This is a genomic window from Nocardia sp. NPDC019323 (genome assembly GCF_044389845.1).
Lineage (GTDB): Bacteria > Actinomycetota > Actinomycetes > Mycobacteriales > Mycobacteriaceae > Nocardia > Nocardia implantans.
In genome coordinates, this window is record NZ_JBIRYN010000001.1 from 320,152 (window position 1) to 335,867 (window position 15,716).

17 protein-coding genes are annotated in these 15,716 nt (G+C 68.3%); 3 read left to right on the forward strand and 14 right to left on the reverse strand.

What is annotated here, in order from left to right; translation table 11 throughout:
• Positions 1-5 precede the first annotated feature (5 nt).
• The 10 genes from ACH49X_RS01445 to ACH49X_RS01490 all read right to left on the reverse strand — a co-directional run bounded on the left by ACH49X_RS01445 (position 6) and on the right by ACH49X_RS01490 (position 9,341).
• On the reverse strand, positions 6-1,184 hold the full coding sequence (locus ACH49X_RS01445) for an MCE family protein (RefSeq protein WP_357105710.1): 1,179 nt from the start codon (positions 1,182-1,184) through the stop codon (positions 6-8).
• Complete coding sequence (locus ACH49X_RS01450; RefSeq protein WP_357207220.1) at positions 1,181-2,305, reverse strand: MCE family protein; 1,125 nt, start codon at positions 2,303-2,305, stop codon at positions 1,181-1,183. Before ACH49X_RS01450 ends, ACH49X_RS01445 begins: the two co-directional genes overlap by 4 nt.
• Entirely contained in the window at positions 2,302-3,402 is a 1,101-nt protein-coding gene (locus ACH49X_RS01455; protein WP_195080096.1) for an MCE family protein, read from the reverse strand. Before ACH49X_RS01455 ends, ACH49X_RS01450 begins: the two co-directional genes overlap by 4 nt.
• Positions 3,402-4,415, reverse strand: coding sequence for an MlaD family protein (locus ACH49X_RS01460; protein ID WP_195080097.1), 1,014 nt, complete (start codon positions 4,413-4,415; stop codon positions 3,402-3,404). The genes ACH49X_RS01455 and ACH49X_RS01460 overlap by 1 nt, the downstream gene beginning before the upstream one ends.
• A complete protein-coding gene (locus ACH49X_RS01465) occupies positions 4,412-5,434 on the reverse strand; it encodes an MlaD family protein (RefSeq protein ID WP_195080098.1) in 1,023 nt (340 codons plus the stop codon). Before ACH49X_RS01465 ends, ACH49X_RS01460 begins: the two co-directional genes overlap by 4 nt.
• Positions 5,434-6,885, reverse strand: a complete 1,452-nt coding sequence (locus ACH49X_RS01470; protein WP_195080099.1) for an MlaD family protein — start codon at positions 6,883-6,885, stop codon at positions 5,434-5,436. The genes ACH49X_RS01465 and ACH49X_RS01470 overlap by 1 nt, the downstream gene beginning before the upstream one ends.
• A gap of 8 nt (positions 6,886-6,893) precedes the next feature.
• The gene (locus tag ACH49X_RS01475) at positions 6,894-7,757 is read right to left on the reverse strand and encodes an ABC transporter permease (RefSeq protein ID WP_195080100.1); all 864 of its coding nucleotides are present in this window, start codon (positions 7,755-7,757) and stop codon (positions 6,894-6,896) included.
• A gap of 2 nt (positions 7,758-7,759) precedes the next feature.
• Positions 7,760-8,569: an ABC transporter permease gene (locus ACH49X_RS01480; RefSeq protein ID WP_195080304.1), complete on the reverse strand. Its 810-nt coding sequence runs from the start codon at positions 8,567-8,569 to the stop codon at positions 7,760-7,762.
• Positions 8,570-8,928: 359 nt separating this feature from the next.
• Complete coding sequence (locus ACH49X_RS01485) at positions 8,929-9,114, reverse strand: hypothetical protein (protein ID WP_397068577.1); 186 nt, start codon at positions 9,112-9,114, stop codon at positions 8,929-8,931.
• Between the two features lie 2 nt (positions 9,115-9,116).
• Positions 9,117-9,341 carry a hypothetical protein gene (locus ACH49X_RS01490; RefSeq protein ID WP_195080102.1) on the reverse strand — a complete coding sequence of 75 codons (225 nt, stop codon included), beginning with the start codon at positions 9,339-9,341 and terminating at the stop codon, positions 9,117-9,119.
• 404 nt (positions 9,342-9,745) lie between these two features.
• On the opposite strand from ACH49X_RS01490, the gene ACH49X_RS01495 reads away from it, so the two are divergent.
• Together ACH49X_RS01495 and ACH49X_RS01500 are read left to right on the forward strand one after the other, a co-directional pair.
• Positions 9,746-10,252, forward strand: a complete 507-nt coding sequence (locus tag ACH49X_RS01495) for a serine hydrolase (RefSeq protein ID WP_195080103.1) — start codon at positions 9,746-9,748, stop codon at positions 10,250-10,252.
• Positions 10,253-10,362: 110 nt separating this feature from the next.
• On the forward strand, positions 10,363-11,532 hold the full coding sequence (locus tag ACH49X_RS01500; protein ID WP_195080104.1) for a DUF3089 domain-containing protein: 1,170 nt from the start codon (positions 10,363-10,365) through the stop codon (positions 11,530-11,532).
• Between the two features lie 25 nt (positions 11,533-11,557).
• On the opposite strand, the gene ACH49X_RS01505 is transcribed toward ACH49X_RS01500, so the two are convergent.
• Together ACH49X_RS01505 and ACH49X_RS01510 are read right to left on the reverse strand one after the other, a co-directional pair.
• Complete coding sequence (locus tag ACH49X_RS01505; protein ID WP_195080105.1) at positions 11,558-11,893, reverse strand: hypothetical protein; 336 nt, start codon at positions 11,891-11,893, stop codon at positions 11,558-11,560.
• A gap of 92 nt (positions 11,894-11,985) precedes the next feature.
• A complete protein-coding gene (locus ACH49X_RS01510) occupies positions 11,986-12,585 on the reverse strand; it encodes a DinB family protein (RefSeq protein WP_195080106.1) in 600 nt (199 codons plus the stop codon).
• Between the two features lie 62 nt (positions 12,586-12,647).
• On the opposite strand from ACH49X_RS01510, the gene ACH49X_RS01515 reads away from it, so the two are divergent.
• A complete protein-coding gene (locus ACH49X_RS01515; RefSeq protein ID WP_195080107.1) occupies positions 12,648-13,649 on the forward strand; it encodes a YafY family protein in 1,002 nt (333 codons plus the stop codon).
• A 61-nt stretch (positions 13,650-13,710) separates the two neighbouring features.
• On the opposite strand, the gene ACH49X_RS01520 is transcribed toward ACH49X_RS01515, so the two are convergent.
• Complete coding sequence (locus tag ACH49X_RS01520) at positions 13,711-14,664, reverse strand: hypothetical protein (RefSeq protein WP_357207218.1); 954 nt, start codon at positions 14,662-14,664, stop codon at positions 13,711-13,713.
• Entirely contained in the window at positions 14,661-15,710 is a 1,050-nt protein-coding gene (locus ACH49X_RS01525; RefSeq protein ID WP_195080109.1) for a 3-oxoacyl-ACP synthase III family protein, read from the reverse strand. The genes ACH49X_RS01520 and ACH49X_RS01525 overlap by 4 nt, the downstream gene beginning before the upstream one ends.
• Positions 15,711-15,716 lie beyond the last annotated feature (6 nt).

Here is a 15,716-nt window from a genome sequence, read left to right on the forward strand (position 1 = left end):
ATCTCCTAGTTGCCGGGCACCGGGCGGGACAGTTCGTCGCCACGGACGCCCGGGGGCATGGTGGCCCCGTTGTCCGGAACGGCGGGTCGTGGCGCGTTCGCCGAACCACGCACCTGCAAGGCCGGATCGTTGGTGACGCAGTAGTTGTAGAGCCGGACCCTGGTGTCGGTCATCTTGTCGGTGGGCACCACGGGGATGGTGTCGTATTCGCAGGTGGGGCGCGGCCAGATGTCGACAAGGGTGTAGAAGGCGTTGTCGTGGGCGGGTATGCCCAGCGCCTCCGAACCGACCCGCAACGCGGGGAACAGCGCCGCGATCGCCGGAGCGCGCAGCTTGGCCGCCTTGGTGATCGCGACGAAGTTCGTCACCAGATTCGTGATGGGGTCCTGGGTGCGCGACACGAAGCCGCCGAGGGTGCCGAGCTGGGCGGGCCCCTCGTCCAAGAGGTGGCGCACTTCCAGGTCCGCCGCGGTCAGCTGCTCGAACAGCACGCCGCCCGTGCGCGTGAGTGTCGCGAGGTCCGGCTGCGCATGCGAGGTGGTCTCGGCGATCACCTCGAGGTTCTCGATCAGCTGCCGGGTCTGCGGCAGCAGATCCGACAGCCCCGCCATCGCGCGGCTGATGCCGGACACCATGTTGCGCAACTGGTCGGGGCCACCGGCCAGCGCCTTGTCGAGTTCGTCGATGATGACGTTCAACCGGTCCGGGTTGAGCCCGCCGATGAAACCGCTGAGATTGGTCAGCACCGACTGCACGGTCACCGGGACCGTCGTCTGGGAGCGTTCCACCAGCGCCCCGTCGGTGAGGTACGGGCCGGTGTCGGAATCCGGGCGGAAGTCCAGGTACTGCTCGCCCGCCGCCGACAGCCGGCCGACGGCGACAGTGCCGCCCACCGGAATCTTCGCTGCTGCGTCGATCTCGGCCACGGCCGCGACGCCGCTGCCCGCCACCTTCACCTCGCGGACCTTGCCGACCCTGGTGCCGCGAAAGGTGACGTCGTTGCCCGCCGCCAAGCCTCCGGACGACTGCAACTCCACGGTCACCGTGTAGTCGTCGCGCAGCGGATCCAACCGCAGGACTTCGGCGCCGAGATAGGCCGCGCCGAGAACGAGCACCACGATCAATCCGAAGTTCGCGACCGCGACGCGACGGCGCACCAGCCATCGCCACAAGGGGGGATTCATCGCTCTCCTCCCTGCTGCTGAGGTTGCTGCGGCGGACTGGTGACCCGGCCGATCACCTTCTCGATCACCTGCGCCAAGCTGCCGATGAACGCGGGCACGTCGCCGATCTCGGGCAGCCTGCTGCCGCTGGGATCGGTCAGGGCGCCGACGCTGAGGTAGGACACCGTCGCCGCGACGGCGAGAGCTGGTCCGTCCAGGCTGGCCATCAGCGAGGGATAGATGGTGTGCAGCCCGTCCAGCGTTCCGCCAAGGTCGTCGCCCATCTGGGTGAACCCGGCCATCAACCGCTGGATGCTGTCGAACAGGCTCACCGCCTGCGGACCGGTCGTCTCGGTGAAATCGCCGAGCGCGGTCATCGTGGTCGAGACCTTGTCCAGCAGGTCGACGATGGACTGGTTGTTCTCGGCGAGCATTGCCAGCAGCCCGGGGAAGGTGTCCGCGGCGTCGCCCAACTCGGCCTTGCGCCTGGCCAATTCACCGGTGAGCACGTTGAGCCCGGTCAGGACGCTGTCGATGTCGCCGGTGCGCTGGTTCAGCGCGGCGATGACATTGGTCAGTTCGCTGAGCAGGTGCGCCAGCTGCGGTGCGCGGCCTGCGAACATCGAGTCCATCTCGGAGGTGATCCTGGCGGCCTGATTGATGCCGCCGCCGTTGATGAGCATCGAGACCGACATCATCAGCTGCTCGACGGACGCGGCGGCCGACGTGTGATCGGTGCCGATGACGTCGCCTGCGCGCAGGTTCTCGCCGCCGGAGGTGGTCGCGGGCAAGGTCATCGCCACGAAGATGTCGCCGAGCGGGGTCGCCTGGCGCAGCTCCGCGGTGGTGCCCCTCGGCAACTGGATGTCCTCCCTGATCAGCATTTCCACCTCCGCGATGAAGTTGGTCGTGCTGATCGCGGTGACGACGCCGATATCGGTTCCGCCGATCTTCACGTGCGCGTGATCGGGCAGATTGAGCGCGTCGCGGAAGGCCGCGCGAATGGTGTATCCGGGGGCGCCGATGCCGGGTTTGGGCATCGGCAGGTTCGCCACCGTCACGCCGCAGCCGGTGGCGGTGGCCATCGCCGCGACCAGCGCGGCCGCCACCGCGGTGCGTCGAAGCGGGTTCGTTCCGATCATTTCGAAATCCCCAGTAGTGCCGCGGTGAGGCCGAAGTCGGGTCCGAAGTCCTGGACCTTCCCGGTGCGGCAGCCATCGAGACGCATTTGGATGCGCTCACAGAACTGCGACACCACCTCGTTGTCGAGCAGGACCTTGTCGGTCAGCGCGTGCAGGCGCAGCGCTTGGTGTTCCCGGCTGACCGCGTTGGACAGGTTCTCGAACAGCAACGGCCCGACGTCGACGATCTCGGTGAGGCCGCGGGCGTTGGCCCGCATCTGTTCGGTGATGGTCGTGAACCGCTCCAGCGCACCCGCGAGCTGATCGGAGTTCTCACCCACCAGCGTGGAGGTGTTGGTGACGAACTGGTCCAGTTGCCGCAGCACCGCCTGCAGGCCGGGCGCCTGGTCACCCATCAGCTGCACCAGTTCGGTGAGGCGGCCGCTGAAATCACGCACGGTCTGGTCGTTCTGGGCGATGATCTGCGTGATCTCGTTGAGTTTGATGATCGTGTTCGAGATCTGGTCCTTGTTGGCGAAGGTGACCTCGAACGCCGAGGACAGCGCGTCCAAGGTCGCGCGCAGTCTGTCGCCGTTGCCGTCCAGGAGCGGGAACAGGACGCGGCTTGCCATCGGCCCGTCGCGGTCGTCGCCTTTGAGCGCGGCTCCGAGCTGGTCGAAGTTCTGCAGGATGCGGTCGAGTTCGACCGGTGTCCGCGTCCTGGCCAGCGGGATGTGCGTCCCGTCGGTGAGCAGCGGCCCGTCTCCGCTGTAGGCGGGCGCGAGTTCGACGTGGCGGTTGGTGATCAGCTGCGGCGACACCAGGGCGGCGATGGCGTCGGCCGGAACCTCGGTGCCCTTCTCCAAGCTCATGGTGACCTGGACGTAGCTGCCCTTGGCCGTCACGGTGTCGACCCGGCCGACCGGCACGCCCAGCACCGCGACCTCGTTGCCCGCGTACAGTCCGGCGACGTTCTCGAAATCGGCGCTGATGCGGATGCGCTCGCCGAGATACTCCCTCGGCAGCGAGGTCAGGCTGTCCGGTACGAGCCCGCAGCTCGCGGTCAGCAGCGCGGCCACGATCAGCACGCCGAGCTGTGCGAATCGTCGTGTTCTCATCAATTGCACCCCTGTACGGCTCGAGCGAAGCACAGCCAGTTGTCCGGGAAGAACCACGGCGCCCAGACGTCGCCGTAGGGTCCGTTGCCGACGGCGTTGTTGAACTGCCGCAAGGCGATCGGCATGTTCTCGTAGAGCCGGTCCAGATTCTCGCGGTTCTTGACCAATCCCTCCGACATGGTGTTCAGGTCGTGGATCAGCGGCGCGAGCTGACCGTTGTTCTCCAGACCCATTTCCTGCAGCAACCGCGACAGAGCCGCGACGTTGTCGAGCAACTGTTTCAGCAACTGCTGGCGTTTCTGGACGGCGTTGCCGATCGCCTCGCCGCGGGTCAGCAACAACAGCACGCTGTTCTGGTTGTCGGAGACGAGCTGGGACACCTGATCCATGCTCTTGAGCAGCGCGTCCACTTCGTCGCGGCGGTCGGTGACGACCTTGGCGAGCGCGCCGATGCTGTCGAGCGCCTGCACCGCCAGCTGCGGGGAATCCCCCATCTGCTGATCGACCAGGTCCAGCGCCTGACGGAGTTTCTGCGGATCGAGACGTTCGATGCGTTCGAAGGAGTTCTTGTACTTCGGGTCCTGGATGACCTTGCTCAGGTTGTACGGCACCGACGTGTTCTCGATGCGGATGCGGTTGCCCGGCAGGCCCTTTCCGTCTCCGGGCACCAGATCCACGTGCAGTCGGCCGAGGATCGTCGACATCTTGATGGCCGCACGCGCGTCGGGGCCCAGACGCAGATCGCGGCGCACCTTCAGATCCACCACGACCTTCGCGCCTTCGAGCCGCACCGCGCGCACCGCGCCCACTTCGATGCCGGACACGTCCACTGTCGCGCCGGGACGCAAACCCGCGGCTTGGGCGAATTCGGCGTGGATCGTCTTGTCGCCCAGCCGGGCCTGGGTCAGGACACTCGATCCGATCAGCAGAGCGGCCACCGTCGCGGCGGCGATGAGGCCGAGCCGCAGATACCTGTTGCGCAGGAAGCCCGGCCACGGAACGCGCTTGATCATCGGCACACCTCCGAATGCGAGTTGCCGCCCACCTGCGAGAACAGGCCCGGCGGCAACACCACGCCCCACAGGGACACGTCGAGGCCGCACAGGTAGGCGTTTCCGTAGGCGCCGTTGCTGGTGAAGCGCGCGACGCCGTTGAGCACGGCGGGCAGTTCGACTGCCGCCCGGTCCAGGGACGCGCCGTTGAGCAGCAGCAACGCGACACCGGTGGTGGCGTCGTTCTGCGCCTTCGCCAAGCCCGGCTTGACCTGCATGATGAGCTGGGTCAGCGAGTCGGTCGTGTGCGCGACGGTGTCCACCGAATGCTTGAGGCTCTCGCCTTGGGAGTAGAGCGCCTCGACCAGAGCCCTCGCCTGGGTGAGCAGGGTCTCCAGTTCGCCGCTGCGATTGGCCAGGCCGCTGATCACCGAGCTGAGATTGGTCAGGACCTCCCCGAGGATCTTGTCCCGCTGCCCGAAAGTGCCGGCCAGATCGGCCGCCTGGGTGATGAGGCTGCTGAGCGACACCTGATTGCCCTGCAGGGCCTGGATCAACGTCTCGGACAGGGAATTGACCTGATCGGGTTGCAGCACGCTGAACAGCGGCTCGAACCCGGACAACAGCGCGGACACGTCGAACGACGGCTCGGTGCGCTCCAGCGGGATCCGCGCGCCCGCCGCGACGACGGCGCCCGCTTCCTTGCCCGGCGCCAGGGCGATATACCGCTGTCCGATGAGGTTCTGGTACCGCACCAGCGCCTTCGTCGTGGTGGTGAGATGCTGGCGCGCATCGATGCGGAATTCGACCTCGGCGCGGTAGCCGTCGGTGAAATCGATCTTGTCCACGCGGCCGACCCGCACGCCCGCCATGCGCACGTCGTCGCCGACGCGCAGACCGAGCACATCGGAGAAGACCGCCGAATAGCGCTCGGTGTCCCCCGAGACCGACCGCTGCAACGTGGACCAGATGGTCACGGTGAGCGCGATCGCCACCACCGCGAACAGGCTGAATCCCGCCAGCGCCTTGCCTGACCTCATCAGCGGGGCCCTCCTCGGCCTGCCTCGTGCACGGTGATCGATCCGCCCGCGAGCACCGGGCTCAGCAGCAGATACTGCGCCACGGTCGGGCGCGCTCCGACGATCGCCGCGACGGCGTCGGGTCCGCGCAACGCGATCGGCTGCGCCGTGGCGCCCGGACTCTCGGGTGCCGGCTCGGCGGGCGCCGCGGGGGCGGGCGCCGGCGAAAGACCCGGGATGGACGGCAGACCGGGGATGAACGGGAGACCCGGTATCGCCGGGAGGCCCGGCAGCACCAGCCCCATGGCGCCCAGCGGCGCGGGCGCGACCGGCACGGGTGCGGGTCCCGCGGCGTCGAGCCACTTCGGCATCAGCTGCGGCGGGTAGTTCTGCTCCGGCGCCACCTCCGGCACCGTGGCCCCGCCGCAGCGGGGGCCGTACTGGTCGCCGTAGTGCGGGCAGTCCTTCGCGGTGTACTGCTGGAACGGCGTGAACGAGACATCCATCTTCCACACCATCTGTTTGGAAGGGCCGAAGTGGAACGTGGTCGCCAGCCGTTGCAGCGCCACGTTGAGGTTCGCGGCGGTGTACGGAATGGCCTCGGGATCCTTGGCCAAGCCGCCGAACAGATCGTCCAGGCCGGAGACCAGGAACTTGCCCGCGTCGGGGTTGCGGGCGAACAGCGCGTTGACCGAGTCGACCGTCGCGTTGCCGGTGGCCAGCAGGTCGATGAGCTTCGACCGTCGTTCGGCCAGCGTTCGCGCGGTGGTCACCGACTCCGAGAGCACCCCGACCAGCTCGGGAGCCGACTGGCTCAACGCGATGGATGCCCGTCCGAGATCGCCGAGCAGCGCGTCGATGCCCGGCGTCGCCCGTATCTCGGTCAACCAGTTGTCCAGGCGCTCCACCGTCGAGCCGGGCACGCGCGCCGAGGGATCCAGCGCCGCCGCGAGCGTGGCCAGCACCCGGCCCAGTTTCTCGGGCTGGATCTTCTCGAGCACGTTGCGCAGCACGTTCAACGTCGTCTGCAACGCCACCGTCTCGCTGCTGGTGTCCTCCTGGATGGTGGCACCGGCGCGCAACGTCCTCGTTTCCGGGCCGTTGTCGACGAATTCGATCGCCGTGACGCCGAACAGGTTGTTCGGGATGACCCGGGCGGTCACGTTCACCGGGATCGTCTCGGCGACACCGGGTTTGAGATCCACCCGCGCCTGCTGGCTGGCGCCTCTCGCCACCACGTCCACCGCGGCGACCCGGCCGACGACCATGCCGCGGAATTTGACGTCGGCCCGGCCGGGCAAGCCGTCGCCGGTGCTGGTGAGCACCACGGTCACCGGGACTTTGTCCTCGAAGTAGCCGGTGTAGCGCAGCGCGAGCAGATACAGCAGGACCGCGACCGTCGTCAGCACCGCCAACCCGGCGAGGGTCAACTGCTTCGCGGTCGGTCCGCGACCACTGGGGTCGAGAATCATCGTCGGCCTTACCCCGAGATCCGGAATCCGGGATCGATGCCCCAGATCGTCAACGTGAGAAAGAGATTGGCGAACACCATCACGACGATCACCATCTTGATGGCGCGCCCGGCCGCCACCCCGACGCCTTCCGGGCCACCGGTGGCGACGTAGCCGTAGTAGCACTGGATGAACGTCGACAGCAGCACGAACACCACTACCTTGAGCAGTGAGAAGAAGACGTCCGGGCCGATCAGGAACTGGAAGAAGTAGTGATCGTAGGTGCCTGCCGCCGTGCCGCCCAGGAAGAGCACCGTGATCTTGGTGGCCAGGTACGCGGTGGCCAGACCGATGCTGTAGAGCGGGATGATGGTCAGGGTCGAGGCGATCATGCGGGTGCTGATCAGATACGGCAGCGGGCGGATGGCGATGGATTCCAGCGCGTCGATCTCCTCGGAGATCCGCATGGAGCCCAGCTGCGCGGTGAATCGGCAGCCCGCCTGGATGGCGAACGCCAAGGTCGCCAGGATCGGCGCGAGTTCGCGGGTGGTGGCGAAGCCGGAGATCGCTCCGGTGAGCGGGGACATCGTCAGCAGATTCAGAGCCGTGAACGACTCCATGCCGACGATGATGCCGCCGAACGCGCACAGGATGACGACCACGCCGATCGTGCCGCCGCCCACGATGAGCGAGCCGTTGCCCCAGCCGACGTCGGCCGTCAGCCGCGCGACCTCACGGCGATAGTGCTTCAGCACGAACGGGATGGCGATGAGCGCTTGGAAGAACGTGATGGCCTGGTGGCCCACCCGCTGATTGGCGTGCACGGGCGCCAGCGCGGCTTTCCCGACGGTGTGCAGCGGCCGCAGCGCCGGAGGTGTGTAACTGCTCGCCATGCTCACACCACTTTCGCCGGGAACAGCGTGTTGTACAGCTGAGTGAGGATGATGTTGGTGGCGAACAACATCAGCGCCGAGCTGACCACGGCCGAGTTCACCGCGTTCGCGACGCCGCCCGGGCCGCCGTGCGCGTGCAGGCCGATGTCGCAGGCGATGACCGCGGTGAGCACCCCGAAGATCGCGGCCTTGACCAGGGCGATGATCAGATCGTCGGCCACCGCGAAGGACGCGAACGAGCTGATGAACGAGCCCGGCGTCCCGGATTGGGCGTACACGTTGAACATGTAGGCGGTCGCGAATCCGACGAACACCACGAATCCGCACAGCAGGACGCTCACCAGCACTGCGGCCGCGAGCCGTGGCGCGACCAGGCGGCGCACCGGGTCGACGCCCATCACCATCATCGCGTCGATCTCCTCGCGGATGGTTCGCGAGCCCAGATCGGCACAGATCGCCGAACCCACCGCACCGGCGACCATCAAGGCCGACACCAGCGGCGCGCCCTGGCGGATGATGCCCAATCCCGCGACCGCGCCGATGAACGTCGTGGCGCCGACTTGATTCACGAGCGCGCCGACCTGGATGGAGACCACGACGGCGATCGGGATGGCGACGAACACGGTCGGCGCCGCCGACACGTTGGCCATGAAGGCGCACTGTTTGATGAATTCCCGGTACGGGAACCGCCCCCGCACCAGCGAAACGAACAGCTGGACAACGGCTTCCCTGCCCAGAGTGACCTGCCTGCCCAGGGTCTCCAGCGACCGCTGGGGGTGGCGCCGCCACAAGCCCGAGGCGCTGTCGATCATCTTCCCGAGCTCGCCCGGAGGTCGCTTATCGGCTGGCGTTCGCAGCGAGGCAGTCACCGGTCGCCGTTCCTTTCCGATTTCTCGTCCACCGCGCCCGGCGGCCGCCCCTTCGATGGCGCGGAGCGTGTGAAGTGTTGCACACCTCACAGCGGGCAGACAAGTTACAAGTGATTGACTATTCCACCGAAATCGGTATCCCGAATCAGTGCGCGCAGACGGCGACACAGCCTGGGATACCGCTTTGAACTGCACAGATATGGCACACAAGCACGCATATCATTCCACCGAACGTCGCACCCCGGTGGTAAGTAATCAGCTATTCTTCGCCCCCGTCGAGCGGCGACCCGCAGGCGGGGCCGCTAGGAGAGGGCTTCCAGCCAACGCTGCAACAACACCGCGAGCGCGACGAGCGCCGCGCACCCGGCCAGGAAGGAACTGAGCACGGCCACCCACAGCCCGAAGCGGAGCACGGGATTGACCTTCATCCGCCCACCGAGGATCTTGACCACGATCACGAGAACGTCGATGAGCCACACCAAAGCCATCATCAGGTCATACACACATTCGAGAAGGTCAGCACGGGCCAGCACACGATCGATCCCAGAAACGACATCAGCAGATCGATGCCGTGCATATCGCGCAGATGACCGGTGTGCGTGAGCGTCCAGATCACCCCGGCCAGACCATAGGGAACGCCGATGATGATGAGAGTGCCGAGGAACTCCGAGACCTTCATCTCGTAGCCGAGTATTCGGTCCAGCTTCTTGAGCATGCGTCGATGCATCCTTTCGCTTCGATCCACGTCGCCGCGTGCGAACCGGGACACCACTGGAGGGGAGGTGTCCGACCGCACGGACCTGCGCGACAGGACCCGCGCCGTATGTTAGTCGATATTCTCGCGCATACGGAAGGGTTACCGAGAGATTCGAACAGAATTTTCCCGAATGAGCAGGTTATTGGTCTGTTCGATCGCAGATCAGCACCCATCATGTTGATGCAAATTCTCGATTTTTCGGGAGTAGTGAGTCGCGATGCCATGCTCGACGACAGGTGTCGCGGCGCTGGGTTCGTCCCGCACCGCGAACCCTCCCTCCCACCCCCGCGAGCCGAACCGAGGGCAGGACTCCGCCTGCCGGGCTTGACCTTTCCCCAGGGGCAAGGTTGGACGGTGATCGCATGAACGACAACGCACTGCACATCGTCGAAGCCGCGATCCGCGAGCAGGCCGCCGCCTACTGCGCGTCCAACGGGGTGCCCGGACTCGTCGCCGGCGTCCACCACGCCGGCGCTCAGATCATCGTCGCCCACGGCGTCGCGAACACCGCCACGGGCGCGCCGATGCGTGCGGACACCGGGTTCCTTTTCGGCTCGGTGACGAAGGTGCTGACCACCATGCTGGTCCTCCAGCAGGTCGAGCGGGAACTGCTTGATCTCGACGCTCCGGTGACGCGGTACCTGCCGCGGTTCGCCTTGGCCGCGCCGGGTGCGGCGGACAAGATCCTGGTCCGCACGGCCCCTCCGCAGCGCTGTGTGCCGATCCGGCCGGGCCTTTTCGCGCCCGCCGGATACCCGCTCGAGACGTTCGACGGATACCTGCGGCTGCTGCTGGTCTCCTACCACGACATCCGGGACGGCCGAGCGCGTTTCCGCAACGCGGGTGGCCGCCTGTCCCTGCGGAACTGAACCGTCCGCAGAGCCGTCCGCAGTAGGCTGACGCCGTCGAAGCGCCCGAACGGACTCGGTGCGGCGAGGTCTGCCGCAGCAGTCGGGCGCGGAAGAGCGAGGTGGACAGGATGCGGGTCGGTCGGTGGCGGCGGGTGGTCGCGTCCGTCGTGTGCGGAGTCGGGTTGCTGGCGGGATCGTCGGCCGGCGCAGCGGCGGACCCAGCCGGTGACACCGGTGTCGTGTGGCTGTGCAGGCCGGATCGAGCGGACGATCCGTGCCGGGGCGACGCGGCGACCACGGTGCGGCAGGCGGGGCAACCCGACGCGCGCGATGACCCGGCGCCTTCGGTGGACTCCGGGGTGGACTGCTTCTACGTGTACCCGACCGTGTCCGCGGAGCCGACACCCAACTCCGACACCGCGGTGACCCCGGAGGTACGGGCGGTCGCCGAGCAGCAGGCGGCCCGGTTCTCCCAGGTCTGTCAGGTTTTCGCGCCGGTGTACCGGCAGCGCACCCTCGCCGCGCTGGCGCGGGAGCGGTCCTACTCCCCCGACGAGCGCGCCGCGATGGCGCGCATCGCGTACGAGGATGTTCTGCGGGCGTGGCGGCAGTTCCTCGCGGAGCGCGAAAAGACCAGGCCCATCGTGCTTCTCGGGCATTCGCAGGGGGCGCGCATGCTGCGCCAGTTGCTCCGGGAGGAGATCGAACCCCAGCAGGCGGTGCGCGACCGGATCCTGTCGGCGATCCTGCTGGGCGGCAATGTGGTGGTACCGAAGAACGGTGACGTCGGCGGCGACTTCCGGTACCTGCCGCTGTGCCGCGGCGAGCAGCAGACCCGGTGCGTCCTGGCCTGGCAGACCTTCGGCGCGACGCCGCCCCCGGACAGCCGATTCGGCCGCAACCCCACGACGCCGGAGCCGCTGCCGCGTCCGTACGGCCCGGACTACGAGATCGCCTGCACCAACCCGGCATCGTTGCGCGACAACGATGCCCGCATCGCGTCCACCGTGCTCAGAACCAGCCCCGTACCCAGCCCACTCGGCGCCGAACTCGCGCTTCGCCACGGACCGTCCGCCGTCGCCGCGCCGACGCCGTGGCTGGTCCCCGCCGAGCGGTACCGGCTCCAGTGCGTGCGCGACGGCGAAGCGACAGCGTTGCTGGCGACACCGGAGCCGGGCAGCCCCGAGCTGTACGCCGTCCCGGACGCGACCTGGGGCCTGCATCTCACCGACGTGGAGATCGCACTCGGCGATCTGGTCCGCATCGTCGCGGCCCAGATCAGCGCGGCGCACCGCTGACCGCCGGAGTCGGCGAAGCCGCCGGTCAGGGCTTCCCGCGCGCGGGTGTCTGCCCGGCGACGCCGTGGCGCAGCGGAGTGTTGTCCTCAGGGGACCGGGCGGGGTCTGCCGACGAGCCGCCCTTCTCGCCGGTGACCGGTGGCGCGTTGCTCGGATCACCGCCCGACGGCTGCGCACCCGCCTCGAGTTGGGCGATGCGCGCCGAGAGGATCTCGACGACCCGGGGCCGATGCGCGGTGGCACGCTCGTGTTCGAGCAGTCGCCGCACCTGGTCGAGTTCGAGCGAGCGGACCCGGTGTTCGATCGATCCGGTGGTCAGCTGGTCGTAGTCGGTCAGCGGTAGCGCGTTGCCGGTGCTCATCATGGCCTCCTTCCAGCCACGGTTGTCTCCCCGAAGCCGCTCTACCCGAGGCTGCGCGCCCGAAACCGCGCGGCTCGGCCCTCGGCGCTCGGCTATGCGGGGCCGGTCGTGGTGATCGGTTTCCTGCCTGCGCCGGTGTGCAGGTAGAGGTCGCGCAGCAGGCAGACCTCCGACAGGTGGTGGATCAGCTCGCGGTGGATGTGCAGCACCAGATCGGCCATGGGAGCGTCGGGAAAGGGTTCCTTCGGGCCGAGCGGGACCCGGAGCCCTTCGTCGCCGAGACCACGCACTCCCGTCAGCCAGAGGTCGAGCTGGGCTTCGAGCTGGTCGAGCGCGGTGGCCGCGTCGCCCGCGTATTCCCATGTCTCGTACGAGGCCGCGGGCGCGCCGAAGTGGGCCGCGTTGCGCACGGCGAGCACGCCGACGATGACATGACCGAGCCGCCAGGCGATGGTGGTGAACGGCGCGGGGACCGGGTGAGGGAAGGCATAGTCGATCGTGAAATCCCCCGCGCCGGCCTGCACGGGCGCCGTCGAACTGCCGCGCGGCCGCACGCTCCAAGCGTCCGGTACCGGCGACCAGAAGTACTCCTCGTCGGTGAGGCCGTCGAGCCGGTCGCGGAGTTGCTGGTTCCAGTGCACTTCCCACTGCTCGCGCAACGTGCGGTTCCAATCGAGAGCGTCTGCGTCCATGCCGCAACCCTGACACCCCTAGCGGACAGAATCGGTCCGCTGTTTCTGGCAGGCTGAGCGGCATGGAGGCCGCGAACGGTGCCGAGCGGGGCACGACCGAGCGCGTGCTCACGCTGCTCGGGCTACTGCAGCAACGCCAGGTCTGGACCGGGCCCGAGCTGGCCGAGCGGCTGGGCGTCACGCCGCGCACGGTACGGCGCGATGTCGAGCGGCTGCGCGCGCTGGGCTATCCGGTGCACGCCTGCCACGGAGTCGGCGGCGGCTACCGGCTCGGCCGGGGGCAGGAACTGCCGCCGCTGCTGCTCGACGACGAGGAGGCGATCGTCACCGCGGTCTCGCTGCTGGGCGGCGCGGGCGCCACGGTCGCGGGCGCGGGTGACGCCGCGCTGCGGGCGCTGGCCAAGCTCGACCGGGTGCTGCCCACCCGGTTGCGGCACGAAGTGCACGCGCTCTCCGGCTCGGTGGAGTCCTTCGGCGGCGGCCACGCACCGGTCGAACCCGACGTGCTGATGACCCTGGCCAGAGCCTGCCGCGACGAGGTCGAAGCCGGTTTCGACTACCCCGCAGGGGACCGGGTGCGCCGGCGGCGGGTCGAGCCCTACCGTTTGGTCGCCTCCGACCGGCGCTGGTACCTGCTGGCCTTCGACCTCGATCGCGCGGACTGGCGCAGTTTCCGCGTCGACCGGATGACCGATGTGGCCGCGCGGACCTGGCGCTTCCGCCCGCGCGCGACGCCGGAGGCCGCGGCCTACGTGCAAGAAGGCGTGGCGAGCCGGGTCTACGCGCTACAGGCCCGCTTCCTGGTGCACGCCTGCGCCGACACCGTCCGCGCGCAGATACCGGCGTCGGCGGCAGTCGTGCTACCGCGTGGCAGCGAGTGCTGCGAGGTCCGCAGCGGAGCCGACGACAGCCTCGACCTCGTGCTCGTGCACATGCTGTTGCTGGGGCACGACTTCGAGATACTCGACCCGCCCGAACTCGCCCGACGCAGCCGCGCGCTGGCCGAGAAGCTGCTGTCGGCCGGCGCGAGGGCCGCACCGACGCCCGGCCTCGGGGATCGCTGAGCCCGTCTCGGCTGCTCGGATATCCACGGCTCGGACACTGGCAGCTGTCCGCGCGCGCGTGCTACTGCCGAGCGAACGCGGCGCCGGAGCCTGTCGATGTCCCGGCTCGCACGGACGACGCCGACCGCGGACGGTAGGCCAGACAGGCTGCCGATGCTCCGTCCACGGCGAGGAACACCACCGTGCGGGCGGTGTCGAGCAGGCCGGTTCGCCGTGCGTGGAGGTAGGCGTGCACCGGCCCGGCGGTGTAGGGATCTCCGATGCCTGCGTCGAAGCCGACGACCGACCGCGCCGGGATGGCGAGCGAGCCCGCCAGCCGGGCGCGGAAGTCGGCGGCCTGGTCGGGAGCCAGCAGCAGCGCGTGTCCTGCGGCGAAGTGCTCGCGGCCGAGCCCTTCGCCGTCCAGGCAGGCGCGCACCACCGTGGCCGCCGAGTCCACCCGGTCCTCCGCGCCGGCACGGACGCACATGGCGACGCGGCCGTCGGCGCCGACGTCGTTCAGCGGCACGAAGGCGATCGGGCCCACCGGGCTGGTGGTGTCACGCGTGTGCAGCCGCCCGAATCCGCCCGCGGTGGGCGAGGTTCCGAGCAACAGCGCGGCTCCGCTGGCGCTGTAGGGGAAATCCGCGACGTGGCGCTCGGTCGAGGGATGGGCGTCGCCCGCCACGAGCAACGCGTACCGCACCGTGCCGGTGGCCAGGAACGTGTCGGCGGTCGCGATGGCGTGCAGCAGGCCGCAGGCGCCGTGCATCAGGTCGAAGGACAGCACCGGGACGCGCCCGGCCGCGTAGGTAAGGCCCAGACCGATCCGCTTCTGGATGAGGGCCGACACCGCGGGCTCGGAGATGTTGCTGTCCCGGAAGACGCCCGCGTTGACCAGCATCCCGATCTCGTGCAGGCCGACATCCGAGCGCTGCACGCAGGCCAGCGCCGCGCGGGTGGCCAGGTCGAGGTAGCTGCCGGTGTCGAGGTCGCGGTTCGTCGCGGCCGAGACGATCGTCGTCGCCATGCTCACGCCGCCAAGCGGGAGATCGTCGCGGCGAGATATCCGGAGACGATGCCGGATGCCGCGGGGATCATGAGGATTTTGGATCCCCGCGGGATCTTCTTGCGCGCGAGATGTTCGTGCAAGACCAGGAAGTGGGAGGTCGAAGCGGTGTTGCCGTAGTCGTGCAGCACGTTGAGGGCCTGCGGCATCGGCGTGCCGAAATGTCGTTCGGTCAGATCCGAGATGTACTCGATGGCGGGCGCGCTGAATTGATGATGAATCCAGTAGTCGTATTTCTCGCTTTCCCAGGTGCGTCCGGTCTCGGCGAGGAAGTCGGCCATGCGGTCGATGCCCTGGCGGTAACGGGCTTCGTTCTGCATGGCGCGGTTGTCGGTGTACATCGCGATTCCGCCGGTGCGGTCGCTGGGCATGCCGATGCAGTGCTCGGCGCCGTCGGCGGCGGTCATCAGCTCGACATAGTGCAGTTCGTCGTCATCGTCGCCACGGTCGTCGAGCACCACCGCGACCGCCGCGTCCCCGACCGTCAGCGCCGCGAATTGCGGGTCGTAGGGTTTGCTGATCTCGCGCAGCGCCGTCTCGGCGATCGGCGTGATCTGCTCCCCGCTGACCACCAGCCCGTTGCGCACCGCACCGGCTTTGATCATGCGATCGAGCACCAGCACGCCGGTGATCATCCCGGCGCACGCGTTCGACACATCGAAGTGCCTGGCCGCGTTCGCGCCGATGGCGTTGCCGAGCATGAGCGCGAAGGACGGTGCGTAACAGAAGATTCCCGCGCCGCGGGTACGCGTGATGGAGGCCGAGATGACGACGTCCAGTTCGTCGGCCCGGTAGCCGGAATGCCACAGGCAGTCCTCGATCGCGTGCAACGCCAGCTCGAACGACGATTCGTACCGGTCCGGATCCGAGTCGTAGACACGCCGGTTCTTGATCCCGGTGATGCGCTCCAGATCCAGCGATCGCGGCACGGCCAGCTGGGCGATCAGGTCTTCGGTGGAGCGGACGGTCGCCGGCGTGTACGCGCCGATCGACTCGAAACGAGTACGAAGCATGCTCCC